A 16650-nucleotide genomic window follows, 5' to 3' on the forward strand; every position below is an offset into this window, starting at 1 on the left:
GGGCAAACGGAGTTAAACCGACCAAACTCGGGTGGACGATGTCGACTTTATAACCCTCCGAGGGCCCGTGGTTCGAACACGATGCACGACTCAGGAACGACGGACGGCGAGGAGCGGAACAGTGCGGGAGCGACGGACGCGGTGGGGCGCCGCCGGTTCGTCGCGCTCGGGGCGGGCGCGAGCGCGACGCTTCTGGCCGGCTGCTCGGGCGCGACCGACTCGGACGGAACGACCGCGGACGGAGACGGGACCGGCGACGGCTCGACCACCGAGTCGGGGTCGGACGGGTCGACGACCGTGGGGAGCTTCCGGCTGCTCGTCAGCGACCAGCCCGCCGACATCGGCGATTTCGAGGAACTGAACGTGACCCTCGATCACGCCCGCGTGTTCCGCGGCGAGGGGGACGACGAAGGGGACGATGAGGAGACCGAGGACGAGTCGGAGACCGAAGACGGGGCCGAAAGCGGGACCGAAACCGCGGAGTCGACGGAGACGACGACCGAGACGGCGACGGCGGAGGCGACGACCACCGAGGCGACGACCGAGGCGGAGTCCACGGACGAGGACGCGGCCGACGAGACTGAGGACGACGACGAAGACGCGGACGAGGAGGAAGACGAGTCCGAGGAGGACGAAAACGACGACGGGGAGAACGGCTTCTCCGAGATCGACCTCGACGGGAGGACGGTCGACCTGACCGAGGTCGTCGGCGACAAGGCCGTCAGCGTGTTCGACGGCGAGCTCCCGGCGGGGCGCTACACCAAGGTCGAGCTGCACGTGCGCGACGCGGAGGGGATCGTCGACGGCGAGACCGTCGGCGTGAAGGTGCCGAGCGAGAAGCTCCAGATCGTCAAGCCGTTCGAGGTCGTCGCCGGCGAGTCCCTGAGCTTCGTCTTCGACATCAACGTGGTCAAGAAGGGCAACACCGGCGAGTACAACCTGCTGCCGGTCATCTCCGAGAGCGGCGTCGCCGGGGAGGACGTCGACGTGGAAGAGGTCGGTGATGAGGGCGAGGACGACGAGGACGGAGACGGAACGGAGGAGGAGACCGAGACGGGCGAGACCGACGAAGAGCCCACGGCGACGGCGGAAACCGACGGCGGTTCGCCCGAGGACGGCGGCGGGAACTCCGGGGGCGACTGATCCGGTTCGTCGCCCGTCCCCGGACTCGACTGCGGGACGGCCGATTGCCAAAGACGTAACTCGCGGGGCGCGTAGTGGCCGCCATGAGCTACGAGGCGGTCTTCCTGGACCTCGACGACACGCTGTACCCGTACCCGCCCTGCAACGAGGCGGGCAAGCGAGCGGCGTTCGCGGAGGCACAGCGGCTCGGCTACGACCTCTCGCGGGCGGCGTTCGACGAGCTCTACCAGCACGGACGCCGCGAGACGAAGCGCGAACTCGCCGGCACGGCCTCCGCTCACGAGCGGTTTCTGTACTTCAAGCGCGCGATCCGGCACCACACGGGGACAAGCGACGCCGCGGACGCGCTCGCGCTCGGCGAGGCGTACTGGGGCGCGTACCTGGAGGAGATGGCGCTGTTCGACGGCGCCGTCGAGACCCTCGAAGCGCTCCGCGACGCCGGACTCTCCGTCGCCATCGTCAGCAACCTCACCACCCGGATCCAGCTGAAGAAGATCCGACGGCTCGGACTCGACCCCCTCGTGGACGAGGTGCTCACCTCCGAGGAGACCGGCCGCGAGAAGCCGTCGGCGATCATGTTCACGCTCCCGCTGGCGGAGCTGGACCTGCGCCCGAGCGAGGCGGTCATGGTCGGCGACTCGGTGCGCGCAGACGTGGAGGGCGGCAACGCCGTCGGGATGGACACGGTGCTGCTCGACCACGAGCGCGAGGACGATGACGCGGGCCCGAGCGCGCTCTCCGGCCACGAGCGGCCCGACCATCGGGTCACCGAGTTCGCGGCGCTGACGGACGTCCTTCTCTGAGCGATGCCGGGGCGCCCCGAAGCGACCCCGGAACACCTTTGATCGTCGCCTCCCGCCACCAACCATGGACCTCCGCATCGACCACGTGACCGTCGCGGGGCGGGATCTGGATCGGCTCACCGAGGCGTTCGAGGCGGCCGGACTTCCCGTCGCGTACGGCGGCCAGCACTCGAACGGCGTCACGCACATGGCGATCGTCGGCTTCCGGGACGGGAGCTACATCGAACTCATCTCGACAGTCGAGGACGGCGCGGCGTCTCCGTGGTGGGACTCGGCGATCGGGGAGGACGGCGGGCCGTGCGCGTGGGCCGTCGGAATCGACGGCATCGCGGCGACGACCGCGACGCTCCGCGACCGCGGCGTGACCGTCGAGGGACCCGCGGCGTTCCAGCGGGAACGCGAGGACGGAACGCTCGTCGAGTGGGACCTCACGTACCTGGAGGAGGGCGATCCGGGCGCACGGCTCCCCTTCCTGATCGAGGACCGGACGCCCCGCGAGCGGCGCGTCCAGCCGACTGGGGACCTGGCGTCGTCGCCGGTCCACGGGGTCGACACGGTGGTGATCGGCGTGCCTGATCTCGACGACGCGGTCGAAGCGTTCGAGACGGCGTTCGACGCCGCCGAGCCGACGCGACACGCGTGCGAGGACCTCGACGCCACGGTCGCGTCGTTCCCGGGCCTGCCGGTGACGCTGGCGCGGCCGCGGGGGGACGGCTGGCTCGCCGACCGGATCGAGCGGTTCGGTGCGTCGCCCGCAGCATATTTGCTGGGGTACGACGAGGACGCCGACCACGGCTTCGACGACTGCACCGCGGGATCGGTGGGGGAGCGCGCGGTCGAGTGGCTCCCGGTCACCCACCCCGTCGGCCGGCCGTATCTGGGACTCGTCGCGAGAGACGAGTAGGTTCGGCTGTACCGCGAAGCCGAGGACAGAAAACCCGCCGACAGAAAACCCGCGGGGAAAAGCCGTGGCGCGACCGCGAGCTATCCGCCGAGGAACTGCTGGCGGACCTCCTCGTCGTGAAGCAGGGCGTCGCTGTCGTCCTCGTAGCGGTTCTCGCCGCCCGCGAGCACGTAGCCGCGGTCGCACCGTCGGAGCGCCTCCTTCGCGTTCTGCTCGACCATCAGGACGGTCGTGCCGGCGTCGTTGATCTCGTCGACACGGTCGAACATCTCGTCGACGAGGTCGGGCGCGAGCCCCGCGGACGGTTCGTCCAGCAGGAGGACGTCCGGGTCGAGCATCAGCGCACAGCCCATCGCGAGCATCTGTCGCTGCCCGCCCGAGAGGGAGCCGGCGTCCTCGTCGGTCCGGTCCGCCAGCGCCGGGAACCGGTCGTAGACGTCGCGCTTTCTGTCCTCGGGGACGCCGTCGAGCACGTACGCGCCGAGCCGGAGGTTCTCCTCGATCGTCAGCGTCGGGAAGACGTTGTCCGACTGCGGGACGTAGCCGATCCCCTTCCGGACGACGTCCTCCGGCGACGCGCCCGCGAAGTCGGTCCCGCGATAGCGGATCGCGCCGTCGAAGTGGGTCGCGAGCCCGACGATCGTCTTCATCACCGTGGACTTGCCCGCGCCGTTCGGGCCGACGATGGTGACGTACTCGCCGTCGTCGACGTGAAGGTCGACGTTCGAGAGCACCTGCAGGTCGCCGTAGCCGGCGTCGAGGTCCTCGACTTCGAGCAGACTCATTCGGCGTCACCTCCGAGGTACGCCTCGATGACGCGCTCGTCGGAGAGCACGTCCTCCGGGTCCCCCTCCACGAGCAGGCTCCCCTGCTGGAGGACGACCAGTCGGTCGACGAGTTCGCTCAGCGTCTCGATCTCGTGTTCGATGACGACGACGGTCATGCCCTTCTCGTTGAGGTCGCGGATGCGGTCGGCGATCTCGCGGGTCAGCGTCGGGTTGACCCCCGCGAACGGTTCGTCGAGCATGAGGACCTCGGGGTCCAGCATGAGCGCCCGCGCGAGCTCGAGGAGCTTCCGCTGACCGCCCGAGAGATTGCTGCTGTACTCGTCCGCGAGGTGGTCGAGCTCGAACGTCTCGATCAGCTCGTCGGCGCGCTCCCGGACCGTCGCCTCGTGGTCCCGCATCGCGCCGCTGCGGAGCAGCGCCGGGAGCGTCCGCTCTCCCGGCTGATCGGGCGCCGCGAGCCGGACGTTGTCGCGGACGGTCATCGTCTCCAGCTCCCGGGTGTCCTGGAACGTCCGCACCAGCCCCCGGTGGGCGAGCGACTCCGGCGCGTCGCCGGTCACGTCCGCGCCGTCGAGCGTGACCGTGCCCGCGTCCGGTTTGATCACGCCGCTGACGCAGTTGAAGAACGTCGACTTGCCCGCGCCGTTCGGGCCCATCACGCCGACGATCTCGCCCTCCTCGACGGAGACGGAGAGGTCGTCGACGGCGCGCAGGCCGCCGAACTCCTTGACGAGCCCGTCGGTCGAGAGGAGGCTCATCGGTCCACCCCCAGTTCGCGGGCGTTACCCCAGATCCCGGCGGGCCGGTAGCGGATCACCGCGACGAGGATCATGCCGACGACGATCAGCCGGATCGAGGCGAACACGTCGCCCGAGACCGGCGTCACGCCGAGCGCGAACCGCGAGAGGAGCCGCAGGCCCATGATGATCGCCAGGCCGGCGAGCACCGCGCGGTGGTTCGCCGCCCCGCCGAGCAGCATCCCGATCCAGATCGTCACCGTCACCTGGATCGTGAAGAAGCCGGGCGCGACGGCGCCGTTGTACAGCGCGAACAGCCCGCCCGCGAGGCCGGCCAGCGCCGCGCCGTAGACGAACGCCTGCGTCTTGTAGGTGATCGTCGACTTGCCGAGCGAGCGCGTCACCAGTTCGTCGGCCCGGATCGCGCGGAGCACGCGGCCGTACGGCGCCTCGGTGAGACGCGTCACGGCCGCCAGCGTCACGAGCGTGACGCCGCCGAGCACGAACAGGGTCGCGACCAGCCTGGTGTCGCCGTCGGCGACGAGCGCGGCGATCGGCCGCGGGACGCCCAGGATGCCGACGTTCCCGCCGAAGATCCCCTGGAAGTTGACGAACACGGAGTGGAAGATCTCCGCGGTCGCGAGCGTGACGATCGCGAGGAAGTCCCCGCGGAGCCGGATCGACGTGACGCTGAGCGCGAGGCCCAGAACCGCGGCCGCGAGCACGCCGACGGCGAGCCCGATCGGCCACGGGTAGCCGAGCGCGACGCCGGAGAAACTGTCCTGTGCGGACAGCATCGCGGTCGCGTAGCCGCCGACCGCGAAGAACACGACGTGGCCGAAGTTGACCAGCCCCGTGTGCCCGTACTGGAGGTCGAGCCCGAGCACGAGCAGCCCGTAGACCACGAAGAGGATCCCGACCTCGACGAAGACGTACAGGAAGCTGGGGAGCTGTGCGCGCATCGGCGTGAGCGCGAAGAGCGCACCGACGAGCAGGCAGACGACCCCCGCGATCAGCGCGCGGTCGCCGTGGCCGTCGGGCAGTTTATCGAGGGCGCTCACGCCTCACGCACCTCCGTACCGGCGATCCCGCTCGGCTTGACCAGCAGCACTCCGATGAGGATGACGAACGCGACCGCCGAGGAGAGCCCGGTCATCGAGGAGGGGAGGAACGCCGTCGAGACCGCGAGCACGAGCCCGATGACGTACGCCCCGAGGATCGCCCCGTAGGGGCTCCCCGCGCCGCCGAGGATGGCGGCCGAGAGGATCTGCAGGATGTGGCTGAAGCCGGTGTCCGCGCTGACGTTCGTCTGGATGGCCATCAGCACGCCCGCCAGCCCCGCGAGCACGCCAGCGAGTATCCAGACGCTGTCGCGGATCAGCTGGGTGTCGATGCCGCGGACGCGTGCGAGGTTCTCGTCGTCGCCCATCGCCCGCATCGCGATCCCGACGTCAGTCCGGGTCAGCAGGCCGTGGATGGCCACGAACACCGCGGCCGCGGCGCCGATCACGATCAGGTGTCCCGAGGTGACGAAGAACCCACCGAGCAGGTCGATCGGGCCGACCGACAGCGAGGGCACCGCGTCGAAGCGGAAGGTGGCGGTCTCCGTGTCGAAGTACCGTGCGCTCCGGCCGCCGACGAGCCGGATCGCGTTCCGGAGCGCGATCCCGAGCCCGATCGAGGTGAGTAGCATCGGCACCGGGCCGGTGTCGTTGATCGGGGTGAAAAAGCCCCTCGCGAGGACGATGCTGACGACCCCGCCGCCGATCATCGCGACGAGGACTGCGACCGGGAGCGGCACGGGGAGCGCGGTCGCCGCGACGAGGCCGATGAACGCGCCGAGCGTGAGGTACTCGCCGTACGCGAAGTTGATCATGTTCACGATCCCGTAGATCAGGGTGAACCCGATCGCGGCGATCGCGATGTACGACCCGGTGACCAGTCCGAAGATGGCCTCCTGAAGCAACCCCATCGCTTCAGTATTCGCCTTCCGCGACGTACTCGCGGACGGCTTCGGCCGAGACCTCGCTCGTGGCGTTGAACGAGCCGTCCTGAGCCGTGCTGATGGTCACGCTCCCGAAGACGTTGCCGTGCTCCGTGAAGTCGACCGGAGTCGCCGCGCCCTCGTAGGTGATCTCCTCGCCGTTGGCGAGCGCCTCCTTCCCCTCCGCGAAGCTGCTGACGACCGTCCCGTCGCCGCGGCTGACGGGGCCGAGGTTCCGCTGGATCGCGTCGTGGCTCGCCTCACCGGCGCGCTCGATGGCCAGCGCGGTCACCTGCACGGCGTCCCACGACGGCGGCGTCCAGCCGTTGATCTCCGCGTCGCCCTCCTCGCTGTAGATGCCCTCGAAGGTGTCGTAGCTCGGGCCGGACCGGCCGGGCGAAGCGACCCACGCGCCGTGGAGGTCGCTACCGACCTGGTCGATGACCGCCTGCTGGGCCAGCGTGTCCGAGAGGATGGGCTGGCGACCGTAGCCGCCGTCCGACCAGTCGCTCAGCGCCGTGATCGCCGACTCCTGCGGCATGCTGACGAGGAACGCGTCGAAGTCGGCGTCGAACAGGCGGCTGAGCGCCGACTGATAGCTCGAACTGCCGAGTTCGACCTCGACGCGCTCGGCGACCGAGCCGCCGTTCTGCTCGTAGACGGAGAGGAAGCCCTCGACGTAACTGCGCTCTCCCTCCGTGTTCCCGTTGATGACCCCGAGCGTGTCGTACCCCTCCTCGAGGGCGTAGACGGCGCTCCCGCCGGTGTGAACGGTGTCGCCGACGACGGTCCGCCACACCCACTCGTCGTCGCTCAGGTCGTCCGGCGTCCCCTTGTCGCCGCCGCGGGTGTCGAGGAACGTCGACCCCGGCCACGGCGTGACGATCGGCGTCTGGAGGTCCTGCAGGAAGTCCCAGAGGGGGTTGATCTCGCTGGAGAACAGCCCGACGATCGCGTCCGCGTCGTCGTTCTCGACCAGCTGGGTCGCCACGGTACGGGCCTCCTGCGGGTCGACACCGGTGTCGCGGCGCACCAGCTCCAGGTCCGCGCCGAGCGGGCCGCCGGCCTCGTTGATGTGCCGGACCGCCGCGTCGGCCGCCTGCGAGACGCCCGGCTGGAGGAAGTCGAACGCGCCGGTCAGCGCGCCCGGCTGTCCGAAGACGACGGTCTCGGGCCCGGCTTCACCGGTCGTGGTGCCGGACTCGGTGCCGCTGCCGCCGCCGCTTCCGCCGCTCTCGCTGCCACCCTCGCCGAAGCTCACACACCCGGAGAGCCCGGCGATCCCGCCGGCCCCCGCCGCGGTCAGAAACGCTCTGCGGCTCGTCCCCGTATTGGTATTAGATACCATCGCAACTGATCCTCGTACAGCGAGCCATAAACCCCGAGGCGACCATGGTCGGAGGTGGGGGGAGATACCGGAGAAATGTTCAGGTTTCTCGAGGAAGTGTCGGCCTGTTCACCGTATTCGGCGGCGAAGTCGCCATAATGTAGTTTTTCTCACCATTGGTGTGGACGTTCAGATCGGTTCCTGATGGCGCTCGCGGGGCGGGGAGCCGACGGCTCACAGCGGGATCTCGGTTCCCTCGCCGACCTCGACGGCCCGGCGGTAGACGGCCGCACCGGCGGCCGCGTCGAGCGTCGCCGAACCGACGCTCGCGACCACGACGGGCGCCTCCGAGTCGGGCGTGTCGCACCGGCCGCCGACCAAGTCGCCGAACGGCAGGAGGTCCGCGACGCCGAGGGCGGTCCCGCGGAAGTCCCCCGTCTCCGCGACCTCCTCGGGCACGTCCGCGAACACCCTCGCCGCCCCCTCGACCAGTTCCGGGGGTAGTTCCCGCATCTCCGCGGTGAACGCGCCGACCGCGACGACCAGCGCGCCCGGTTCGAGCGCGTCCGCCGGGAAGACGGGCGCGGTCGCGGTCGTCGCCGTCACGACCGCGTCGGCGCCGGTCACGGCCGCCCGCGGCGACTCGACCGCGCGTGCCGGGATGCCCTCCTCGGAGAGGTCCTCGGCGCACGCGTGCCGGGAGTCACTCGGCGAGTAGACCCGCACGTCGTCGAGGTCGGCCACGGTGGCGACCGCCCGCGCCTGCCACCGCGCCTGTTCCCCCGCACCGATCACCCCGAGCGCGGCGGTCTCGGGGGCGAGTTCGCGGACCGCGAGTCCGCCGATGCAGCCCGTGCGGGCGTTCGTGACCGTCGTTCCGGCCATGTACGCCTCCGGGGTTCCGGTCCGGGCGTCGGTGAGCGCGATCTGGGCGTTGATCGTCGGGAGTCCGCGGTCCGGGTTCCCCTCGTGTACCCCGACGAGCTTCGTCGCGTACTGGTCCGCGCCGTGGATGTACGCGGGCATCGCGATCGCGGTCCCCGTCGGCTCCTCGCCGTCCAGCCCCCGCCCGACCGGGAAGTGCGGCCGGTCGGGACGCTCCACCTCGCCCGCGGCCTGTTTGTCGAGCGCGTCGCCCACCACGTCGACGAGTTCCGGAAGGTCGACGTGGGGCTGGACCTCCTCCTCGGAGAGCACGAGTACCATGTGTTCGGTCGTCGCTCCCCCATGCCTTAGGTGTTGATCCACGAGGCGATGGGTGGCGCGCGGGGTCCCGAACGCGCCGACCGCGGACGGAACGACCGAACCACATCGCACAAATATCTGAACGGTAGAAAGATATATTGAGCGCCGGGGCGTAGCTTCTGTATGAGCGAGTTCGAGGCGGCCCCGAACTCCGGGGCCGATCGATCCCGGTGGCAGGAGGGAACGGACACGTTCGGTCGTGTCTACGACGTGATCCTAGGAGTCACGTCGCCGACGGCGTACACGGACATCGCCGAGATCGCGGACTGTTCCCCCAACGCGGCGAAGAAACACCTCGACCGACTGACGGAGATGGGCGTCGTTCGCGCGGACCGCGATCGCCGCCCCGCGGCGTACGAGCGGAACGAGGGGTTCCTCGAGTGGCAGGACGCGAACCGCATCGCCGACGACCTCTCGGTCGAGGAGATCCTCGACCGCGTCGCCGACCTCGAGGAGCGGCGGTCCGAGTACGAGGAGCGGTTCGGGACCGCGGATCCGAACGACGTCTCCGTGTTCGGGGCGGAGAATCACGAAACGGTCCACGCGCGAATGACCGCGGTGAGCGAGTGGAAAGGCGTGATCCGGGACCTCCGGCTGTACGAACTCGCCCGTCAGCTCGCGGGGAACGACGGACATCTGATCCCCGCCTGAGAATGGGTCCGCCCCCGAGCGAGCCGGGAGCCGACTCGACCGGACCACCCGACCGACAGACGTTGCGGCTCCTCGAGCGCCAGCTCGCCGCGGACGAACTGGTCGCCGAGGTCGCGTTCGATCCCGACCCCTACGAGCCGCGACTGCTTCGCGCGACGCTCGACCGCGATAGCTACCCCGATTCGGTGACCGCGGTCCGGCTCGACGTCAGGTGGTTCACGACCGGCGACTTCTCGATCCACTACGTCGAGTCCCGCGGAGACGACCGTTGGGAGTGCCGCTGGGACAGGCATCCGAACGCCCACAACGCCCGGGTACACTTCCACGAACCGCCGGCCTGTGCGACGGTCACGGACCTGGATCTGTCGTCACTGCACCCTCTGGACGTCTACGCGACGGCGTTCGAGGCGGTCGAGAGACGCATCCGGTCGCTGTGGTGACCGCCCGTCGAGGCCCGACGGGCCCGGTGCGGACGCTTATGTCGGGAGGGTCCGACGGACGGCCATGGACGTACTGGTCTGTGGCGGCGGGATCGTCGGGCTCGCGGCCGCGTACGAACTCGCCGAGCGCGGCGCGGACGTGACGCTGTGCGAGAAGGGGTCGCTCGGGGGCGGGAGCACCGCCCGCGCGGCCGGCGGCATCCGGTCGCAGTTCTCGACGCGCGTCAACGTCGAACTCTCGCTCGCCAGCAAGCCGGTCTGGGAGGGCTTCGAGGAGCGGTTCGGCGTCGACATCGGGCTTCGGAAGAACGGCTACCTGTTCCTCGCGCGGAGCGAGGCGACCGCGGAGCGGTTCCGGGAGAACGTCCGCATGCAGCGCGAGCTGGGCGCCGCGTCGGAGCTTCTGACGCCCGCCGAGGCGGCCGAGCGCTGTCCCGGACTCGACCCCGACCCGTTCGTCGCGGCGACGTACAATCCCGACGACGGGGTCGCCGACCCGAACCTCGCCGTGCAGGGGTACGCCGGCGCCGCCCGAGAGGCGGGCGTCGAGATCAGGACCGGCGCGGTCGTCACCGACGTGCTCCGGGAGGAAAGCCGCGGGAGCGGCCGCGTGGTCGGAGCCGAGGTCCGCGCGGACGGGGGCGAGATCGGGGAGCAGGCGACGGACCGGCTGGCGGTCGACTACGTGGTCAACGCGGCGGGCGCGTGGGCGAGCCGGGTGGGCGAACTGGCCGGCGTCGACCTGCCGATCTCGCCCCGCCGGCGACAGATCGCGGTCGTGGAGCCGTCGACGCCCGTGCCCGAGTCCGTCCCCCTCACCATCGACCTCGAAACGGGGTCGTACTTCCGGCCGGAGCGCGAGGGGATCGCGCTCGTCGGCGGTCACTTCGCGGAGCCGGATCCCGACGCAGACCCGGACGGCTACGACGAGGGGATGGACATCGACTGGGCCGCGGAGGCGGTCGAGCGCGCCGGCGCGTACACCGACTACTTCGGGCCGGCGACGCGGATCCGGCGCGGCTGGGCCGGGCTGTACGCGGTCACGCCGGACCACCACCCGGTCGTGGAGGAGTCGGTCCCCGGGTTCGTGACCGCGGCGGGGTTCTCGGGCCACGGGTTCCAGCACGCGCCCGCGACCGGCCGGATCGTCGCCGACCTCGTCCTCGACGGCGAGACGGGTCTCGTCGACGTGTCGGGGCTCGATCGGGAGCGGTTCGAGCGCGGGGAGACGCTCGCGGAGCGCAGCGTCGCCTGAGTCCGATACCCCCCGAGTTCGTCACCGTCCCGTGAGGGGGCCGAACCACAGGATTGAGAACCTCGGGGAGCGAACCGGCGGGCCACTGTGACTCTCGAACGCGAACGCGAGGCCGTGGTGCGTCACGCGCCCGCCCTCGCCGACCTCACGCCCGCCCGCACCGGCAACCTCAGCGTCCGCCGCGGCGACGCCTTCGCCATCACCCCGACCGGCGTCCCGTACGACTCCTTCGACGCGGCCGACGTGCCGGTCGTCGGCTTCGACGGCGAGCAGAAGGCCGGCGAGATGACCCCCTCGAGCGAGGTGCCGATGCACACGGGCATCTACAGGCACGACGAGCCGGGCGCCATCGTCCACACGCACTCCACGTGGGCGACGACGATGGCGACGCTCCACCAGTCGCTCCCGCCGGTCCACTACATGATCGTCGCGGTCGGGCGCCGCGTTCCCCTCGCGGACTACGCCCCCTACGGCACCGAGGAACTCGCCGCAAACGTCGTCGCCGCGATGGCCGAGGCCGGCTCCTCGGCCGCGATCATCGAGAACCACGGGCTCGTCGTCACCGGCCCGGACCTGGAGACTGCGCTAGAGAACACCCGCCACGTCGAGGAGCTCTGCCGGCTCTACCTGCGCGCCTCCGCGGTCGGCGAGCCGACGACGCTCACCGACGACCAGCTCGCGACCGTCGAGGAGAAGTTCGCCTCCTACGGCCAGCCGGACGCGGAGTAACCGGCCCGACGCGGAGAGAAGGGCGACCGGCGGCATTTATGAATGACTGCGGCGACCGGCGGCGTCGGGGCTGTCCGCGCGCCGGCCGAACGTGCCGCGGCGTTCCACCCGATGTGCGATCACGCCCGCGAGCGGGACGCCGTTCGCGACCGCGACGCCGATCGGTTCGGAGCGCGGCGCGCTCCCGAGGTCGGTGGAGGGTCTGTACATCGGTCCTCGTACGCGGTCGAACATAGAAGGCAGCGGAGTGGGACGGACGATGATGTGTGCCCGGGTTCAGCGATCGGTCACACCATCCTGCAAGTGTTCGTGGGTCCGCCGTCCGTCGGTTCGGACACCGTGCTGCAAGTGTTCTTCCGGAAACGAAGCGGACGGAGTGGAAGCTGAAGGGGAGACTTCAGCAATAGGGGTTCAACGTCCGATATCTTCGAGAACCTCCAGACCAGTAGGATCGGTCAAGGGAGAAATTAGTGACTCGGTCCCGTCGACCCAGTCAGGTCCCGCCCGAGTTGCTACCGTACGGGCCGTCCGCGTCCGTGACGGCAAACGTGATTTCCCCGCCAGGCACAGTGTTCATATCCCGAGCATCGATCGCGACACCGACGAGCGTGGAGTCACCCGAATTCAGTCCCCCTCCACTCGCGTTGGTAGTGTCGTATCCCTGGAAATCGTCCCAGCTGGGGTAGAAGCTGTCTTCGGGGTAGTTACCGCTGTACTCCTCGTAGACCTCCTTGGGAACGAAGTGCCATCGGCCCGGATTAGCCAGTCCAGATTTGTCGATGGTAATGTCGAGATTGTTGGGTCCGTTATTCACCATCCTGAAGACGCCGTCGAAGGTCGAGACAGAATCCGCGTTGATCCCGGAGCCACCGTTGCCATTGGCAGCGAAATTCAGCATCAGTTCCTTGCCGTTCTTTTCTGCGTATGAGGACGTGTCCTCCAGTCCCAGATATGCGTTCTGGTCGCCAGCCACATTGACGCTGACACTACGATCCGCTTCAACACTCGCGAACGCACCCGTACCCATTGCAGCTGCCCCACCGGCAGCGAGCGATCCCATTCCGATCACGAATTTGCGACGTTCCATGTCGTATCTCACCTTCGTTGACGCACCCCGCAACCCGGGCATCCGGGCCGGGAATGCTCACATGGGCCATGGGGGGAGAGGTACTTCGTTATGAGATCCTCGACATGATCCCCGGATCTCCTCGTTGGCGTTCCGGGCTCGGCTCGTTGGATGGATACCCTCGCTCGTTGGATCCCCGAGACGGTCCCGCGGACGAGAAATCGCGGCCAGAACGTGGTTCAACCGACCATCTCCGCCGGGGCGCTGAGCTCGAGCGATTCGGAAAGGGTCCCCTGTGACGCTTCGACCGCGGCTCGCGGCCGTAACGAGAGACCCCATAACCTATCACTATTCGTTAATTTACATGTAAACTACCCAACTACTTTATGGTGCATTGTCACAGACAATGCGGGCGAATGCTGCCGGTTCGGGGCCGCGGCATCCTCGCGGGCTCCGAGCGGCGACCGACTCAGACCCAGACCGATGCACACCACGACCGCCATTGCGAACGGAGCCAGTCCGGACGAGCCCGACCTCTCCGATAACGAGGTCTTCGAGATGCTCGCGAACCGCCGCCGGCGGTTCGTCATCCACGCGCTCAAGGGCGAGGAAGAACCGATGGACGTCTCCGAGCTGTCGCGGCGCGTCACCGCGTGGGAGGTCGGCGTCGAGCCCGACGCGGTCGAGTACGAGGACCGGCGGAACGTGTACAGCACGCTCCGGCGGACGCACCTCCCGAAGCTCGAGGAGAAGGACGTGATAACCGTCGACGACGAAGGGACGGTCAGGCCGACCCCCGCGCTCGAGAGCCTCGACGTCTACGTCGAGGTCCTCGAGGCCCGCGAGGTCCCGTGGAACCTCTACTACCTCGGACTGGCGGGCGTCGCCGGCGCGCTGCTGCTCGCGGTCGCGACGGGGGTCCCCGGTCTCGCCGGGCTCTCCCCGCTCGCGGTCGGCGCCTTCACCGTGGCCGCGTTCGGGGTGTCGGCGGTCGTTCACCGCGTCGTCGGCCGGCGCACCCGGCTCGGGACCACCGAGAAGCCCCCCGAGGTTCGGCGGCGCGACTGACGCCGGGACCGCGCACCGGAGCGCCCCGAAACGGATCGGTACGGAGCCCTCACGCGGTGCACACCGACCTGCAAGTGTTCTTCGGCGAGCGCGGCCGCGATGGGACGGGCGTCACGCCGGATCGATCCAGCCGACCGCGTCGCCGATCTCGAACTCCCCGTCCTCCGGGACCACGATCTCGTCGAGCGTGCCGTCGACGGGCGCGTGAAGGTCGATGCTCACCTTCTCCACCTGTATCTCGCAGACGGCCTCGCCCGCCTCGACCGGGCGGCCCTCGCGAGCGAACCAGTTGACGACGATCCCCTCCGTCTCGTCGACGTCGCGCTCCCAGTCGCCGCTGGCGCGGACCGCGACGCGGACGCCGCCGGACCCGCCGTCGGTGAGCAGCGGGCCGGCCGTCGGGGCGGGGTCCGGTCGGTCGGTCGTCGCACCTCGTGGGTGGCCGCTCATCGCACCTCGCGAACGGCCCGTTCGACGTCCTCGACCCCGGGGATCACCTCGTCCTCGAGCGGGCGCGCGTAAGGGATCGGCACGTCCGGAACCGCCACGCGCTCGACCGCGTCGAGGGCGTCGAGGTCCGCGTCGGCGACGCTCGCGACGATCTCGCCGGTGAGACCGAACGAGCGGTAGTCCTCGTCGACGACGACCAATTTCCCGGTCTTGCGGACCGACTCCACGACGGTGTCGACGTCCAGCGGGACGAGCGTCCGGAGGTCGATCACCTCGGCGTCGATCCCGTCCGCGGCGAGGGACTCGGCCGCCTCCAGGGCCCGGTGGACGTGCAGCCCGAGCGTGACGACGGTGACGTCCGCGCCCTCGCGTTTCACGTCCGCCTTCCCGAACGGGATGGTGTAGTCCGTCTCCGGGACCGGCGTCTTCGGCCCGTCGGGCGCCGGCATCCAGCCGATCCCCATCAGGCGCTTGTGGAACAGGTAGACGACCGGGTCGTCGTCGCGGATCGCGTTGTGCAGCAGCCCCTTCGCGTCGTAGGCGGTCGAGGGGACCACGACCTTCATCCCGGGCAGGTGCGCAAACGTGCCGTACAGCGTCTGTGAGTGTTGCGCGGCGTCGTTGTACGTCCCGCCGACCGCGGCCGTTAACACCAAGGGGACGTTGACGCTGCCGCCGCTCATGTACGTGTTCTTCGCGAGCTGGTTGTAGATCTGGTCCATCGCGACGCCGAAGAAGTCGACGAACATCAGCTCCGCGATGGGGCGCATCCCGGCCTGTGCCGCCCCGACCGCGGCGCCGAGGTACGCCGTCTCGCTGATCGGCACGTCCATCACGCGGTCGCGGCCGAACTCCTCCAGTAACCCCTGCGTGCTGTCGAAGATGCCGCCGTAGTCGGCGACGTCCTCGCCCATGTAGAACACCTCGTCGTCGGTCTCCATCTCGTGGGCGATCGCCTCCACCATCGCGCGGCTCATCGTCAGCTCGCGGTCGATGACCTCTCGGGAGCCCGGCTCGGCGGCGTCACTCATCGCCGCTCACCTCCGCCAGCTCGAAGTCGGGCTCGCTGTCGGTCACGCCCGACGCCGGGTTCACGAAGACGTCGTCGTGGGCGGCTTCGGGGTCCGGATGCGGCTGTTCCTTCGCCCACGAGATGGCCTCCTCGACGCGCGCCTCGGCGTGCTCGCGGACCTCGTCCAACTCCGCGTCGTCGACGCCGCGGTCGCGCAGCTCCCGTTCGAGACGTTCGATCGAGTCGCGCGCGAGCGCGGCCTCCTCGTCCGCGTCGGAGCGGTACGTCTGCGGGTCGCCCATGAAGTGGCCCATGCGGCGGTGCACCTGCACCTCCAACAGCGTCGGGCCGTTTCTGTCGCGGGCGCGACCGACCGCCTCGCCGGCCGCCTCGTACACCGCGACCGCGTCGTCGACGTCCACGCGGACGCCGGGCATGTCGAAGCCGTCCGCGCGCTTCGAGCCGTCCTCGACGTCCGTGACGCGCTCCTTCGGCATGCTTATCGCCCAGTCGTTGTCCTCGACCACGAATACGACCGGGAGGTCGTGGACGCTGGCGAAGTTCAGCGACTCCAAGAACCCGCCCTGGTCGATGGCCCCCTCGCCGAGGAACGCGACCGCGACCGCGTCCTCGTTGCGCTTCTTCGCCGCCAGCGCCGCGCCGGCCGCGGGCGGACACCCCTGCGCGATGATGCCGCTGCACGCGAAGTTCACGTCGGGGTCGAACAGGTGCATGTGGCCGCCCTTCCCCTTTCCGAGTCCCGTCTCCCGACCGAATATCTCCGCCGTCATGCGCTTCAGGTCCACTCCCTTCGCGATGGCGACGTGGTGCGGGCGGTGCGGCGCCGTGACGGTGTCGGACGGTCGCAGGTGGTGACAGACCCCGACCGCGGCCGCCTCCTGTCCGGCCGCGAGGTGAAGCTCCCCGGGGATCGGCCCGGCCGAGATGTCGAACGCGGGCTGTTTGCCCTCCAGGTACTCCTCCTGGAGCCGCTCCTCGTACCGGCGGGCGGTCACCATGTCGGCGTACATCGCCCGCAATTTGTGTA

General features: G+C 69.6%; 19 protein-coding genes. 8 read left to right on the top strand and 11 right to left on the bottom strand.

All coding sequences use genetic code 11. From position 1 onward, the window contains the following. The first annotated feature begins 81 nt into the window (after window positions 1-81). From ACQE3L_RS07795 to ACQE3L_RS07805, 3 genes are all read left to right on the top strand, one after another. The gene (locus ACQE3L_RS07795) at window positions 82-1143 is read left to right on the top strand and encodes a DUF4382 domain-containing protein (protein WP_426963231.1); all 1062 of its coding nucleotides are present in this window, start codon (window positions 82-84) and stop codon (window positions 1141-1143) included. An 83-nt stretch (window positions 1144-1226) separates the two neighbouring features. Then, window positions 1227-1946, top strand: a complete 720-nt coding sequence (locus ACQE3L_RS07800; RefSeq protein WP_426963233.1) for a ribulose-1,5-bisphosphate 5-phosphatase — start codon at window positions 1227-1229, stop codon at window positions 1944-1946. 64 nt (window positions 1947-2010) lie between these two features. After that, window positions 2011-2850, top strand: a complete 840-nt coding sequence (locus ACQE3L_RS07805) for a VOC family protein (RefSeq protein WP_426963234.1) — start codon at window positions 2011-2013, stop codon at window positions 2848-2850. 80 nt (window positions 2851-2930) lie between these two features. Here ACQE3L_RS07805 and ACQE3L_RS07810 read toward each other — a convergent pair whose 3' ends face one another. From ACQE3L_RS07810 to ACQE3L_RS07835, 6 genes are all read right to left on the bottom strand, one after another. After that, window positions 2931-3635 carry an ABC transporter ATP-binding protein gene (locus ACQE3L_RS07810; RefSeq protein ID WP_426963235.1) on the bottom strand — a complete coding sequence of 235 codons (705 nt, stop codon included), beginning with the start codon at window positions 3633-3635 and terminating at the stop codon, window positions 2931-2933. Next, window positions 3632-4396: an ABC transporter ATP-binding protein gene (locus tag ACQE3L_RS07815; RefSeq protein ID WP_426963237.1), complete on the bottom strand. Its 765-nt coding sequence runs from the start codon at window positions 4394-4396 to the stop codon at window positions 3632-3634. Before ACQE3L_RS07815 ends, ACQE3L_RS07810 begins: the two co-directional genes overlap by 4 nt. Next, the gene (locus ACQE3L_RS07820; protein ID WP_426963239.1) at window positions 4393-5436 is read right to left on the bottom strand and encodes a branched-chain amino acid ABC transporter permease; all 1044 of its coding nucleotides are present in this window, start codon (window positions 5434-5436) and stop codon (window positions 4393-4395) included. The genes ACQE3L_RS07815 and ACQE3L_RS07820 overlap by 4 nt, the downstream gene beginning before the upstream one ends. Continuing rightward, window positions 5433-6347 carry a branched-chain amino acid ABC transporter permease gene (locus ACQE3L_RS07825; protein ID WP_426963241.1) on the bottom strand — a complete coding sequence of 305 codons (915 nt, stop codon included), beginning with the start codon at window positions 6345-6347 and terminating at the stop codon, window positions 5433-5435. Before ACQE3L_RS07825 ends, ACQE3L_RS07820 begins: the two co-directional genes overlap by 4 nt. A 4-nt stretch (window positions 6348-6351) precedes the next feature. After that, window positions 6352-7707, bottom strand: coding sequence for an ABC transporter substrate-binding protein (locus tag ACQE3L_RS07830; protein WP_426963242.1), 1356 nt, complete (start codon window positions 7705-7707; stop codon window positions 6352-6354). 213 nt (window positions 7708-7920) lie between these two features. Then, the gene (locus ACQE3L_RS07835; protein WP_426963244.1) at window positions 7921-8892 is read right to left on the bottom strand and encodes an ornithine cyclodeaminase family protein; all 972 of its coding nucleotides are present in this window, start codon (window positions 8890-8892) and stop codon (window positions 7921-7923) included. 162 nt (window positions 8893-9054) lie between these two features. Here ACQE3L_RS07835 and ACQE3L_RS07840 point away from each other — a divergent pair, with 162 nt between their 5' ends. The 4 genes from ACQE3L_RS07840 to ACQE3L_RS07855 all read left to right on the top strand — a co-directional run bounded on the left by ACQE3L_RS07840 (window position 9055) and on the right by ACQE3L_RS07855 (window position 12006). Beyond that, the gene (locus ACQE3L_RS07840; RefSeq protein ID WP_426963246.1) at window positions 9055-9582 is read left to right on the top strand and encodes a winged helix-turn-helix domain-containing protein; all 528 of its coding nucleotides are present in this window, start codon (window positions 9055-9057) and stop codon (window positions 9580-9582) included. 2 nt (window positions 9583-9584) lie between these two features. Next, on the top strand, window positions 9585-10022 hold the full coding sequence (locus ACQE3L_RS07845; RefSeq protein ID WP_426963248.1) for a toxin-antitoxin system TumE family protein: 438 nt from the start codon (window positions 9585-9587) through the stop codon (window positions 10020-10022). A 64-nt stretch (window positions 10023-10086) separates the two neighbouring features. Next, the gene (locus ACQE3L_RS07850) at window positions 10087-11277 is read left to right on the top strand and encodes an NAD(P)/FAD-dependent oxidoreductase (RefSeq protein WP_426963250.1); all 1191 of its coding nucleotides are present in this window, start codon (window positions 10087-10089) and stop codon (window positions 11275-11277) included. Between the two features lie 87 nt (window positions 11278-11364). After that, the gene (locus ACQE3L_RS07855) at window positions 11365-12006 is read left to right on the top strand and encodes a ribulose-1-phosphate aldolase (RefSeq protein ID WP_426963252.1); all 642 of its coding nucleotides are present in this window, start codon (window positions 11365-11367) and stop codon (window positions 12004-12006) included. 36 nt (window positions 12007-12042) lie between these two features. Here the strand turns inward: ACQE3L_RS07855 and ACQE3L_RS07860 are convergent, their stop codons facing one another. After that, window positions 12043-12216 (bottom strand): hypothetical protein, encoded by a 174-nt coding sequence (locus ACQE3L_RS07860; protein WP_426963254.1) that lies wholly within the window; start codon window positions 12214-12216, stop codon window positions 12043-12045. Window positions 12217-12499: 283 nt separating this feature from the next. Continuing rightward, window positions 12500-13093, bottom strand: a complete 594-nt coding sequence (locus tag ACQE3L_RS07865; protein WP_426963256.1) for a hypothetical protein — start codon at window positions 13091-13093, stop codon at window positions 12500-12502. A 462-nt stretch (window positions 13094-13555) separates the two neighbouring features. Between ACQE3L_RS07865 and ACQE3L_RS07870 the strand changes: the two genes are divergently transcribed. Next, entirely contained in the window at window positions 13556-14140 is a 585-nt protein-coding gene (locus ACQE3L_RS07870) for a DUF7344 domain-containing protein (protein WP_426963258.1), read from the top strand. A 111-nt stretch (window positions 14141-14251) separates the two neighbouring features. Here ACQE3L_RS07870 and ACQE3L_RS07875 read toward each other — a convergent pair whose 3' ends face one another. The 3 genes from ACQE3L_RS07875 to ACQE3L_RS07885 are packed head-to-tail and all read right to left on the bottom strand — an operon-like array spanning window position 14252 to window position 16633. Beyond that, complete coding sequence (locus ACQE3L_RS07875) at window positions 14252-14590, bottom strand: lipoyl domain-containing protein (RefSeq protein ID WP_426963259.1); 339 nt, start codon at window positions 14588-14590, stop codon at window positions 14252-14254. Then, a complete protein-coding gene (locus ACQE3L_RS07880) occupies window positions 14587-15621 on the bottom strand; it encodes an alpha-ketoacid dehydrogenase subunit beta (RefSeq protein WP_426963261.1) in 1035 nt (344 codons plus the stop codon). The genes ACQE3L_RS07875 and ACQE3L_RS07880 overlap by 4 nt, the downstream gene beginning before the upstream one ends. Beyond that, complete coding sequence (locus ACQE3L_RS07885) at window positions 15614-16633, bottom strand: thiamine pyrophosphate-dependent dehydrogenase E1 component subunit alpha (protein ID WP_426963350.1); 1020 nt, start codon at window positions 16631-16633, stop codon at window positions 15614-15616. The genes ACQE3L_RS07880 and ACQE3L_RS07885 overlap by 8 nt, the downstream gene beginning before the upstream one ends. Window positions 16634-16650: the final 17 nt, after the last annotated feature.

The organism is Haloparvum alkalitolerans, assembly GCF_050122995.1.
Lineage (GTDB): Archaea > Halobacteriota > Halobacteria > Halobacteriales > Haloferacaceae > Haloparvum > Haloparvum alkalitolerans.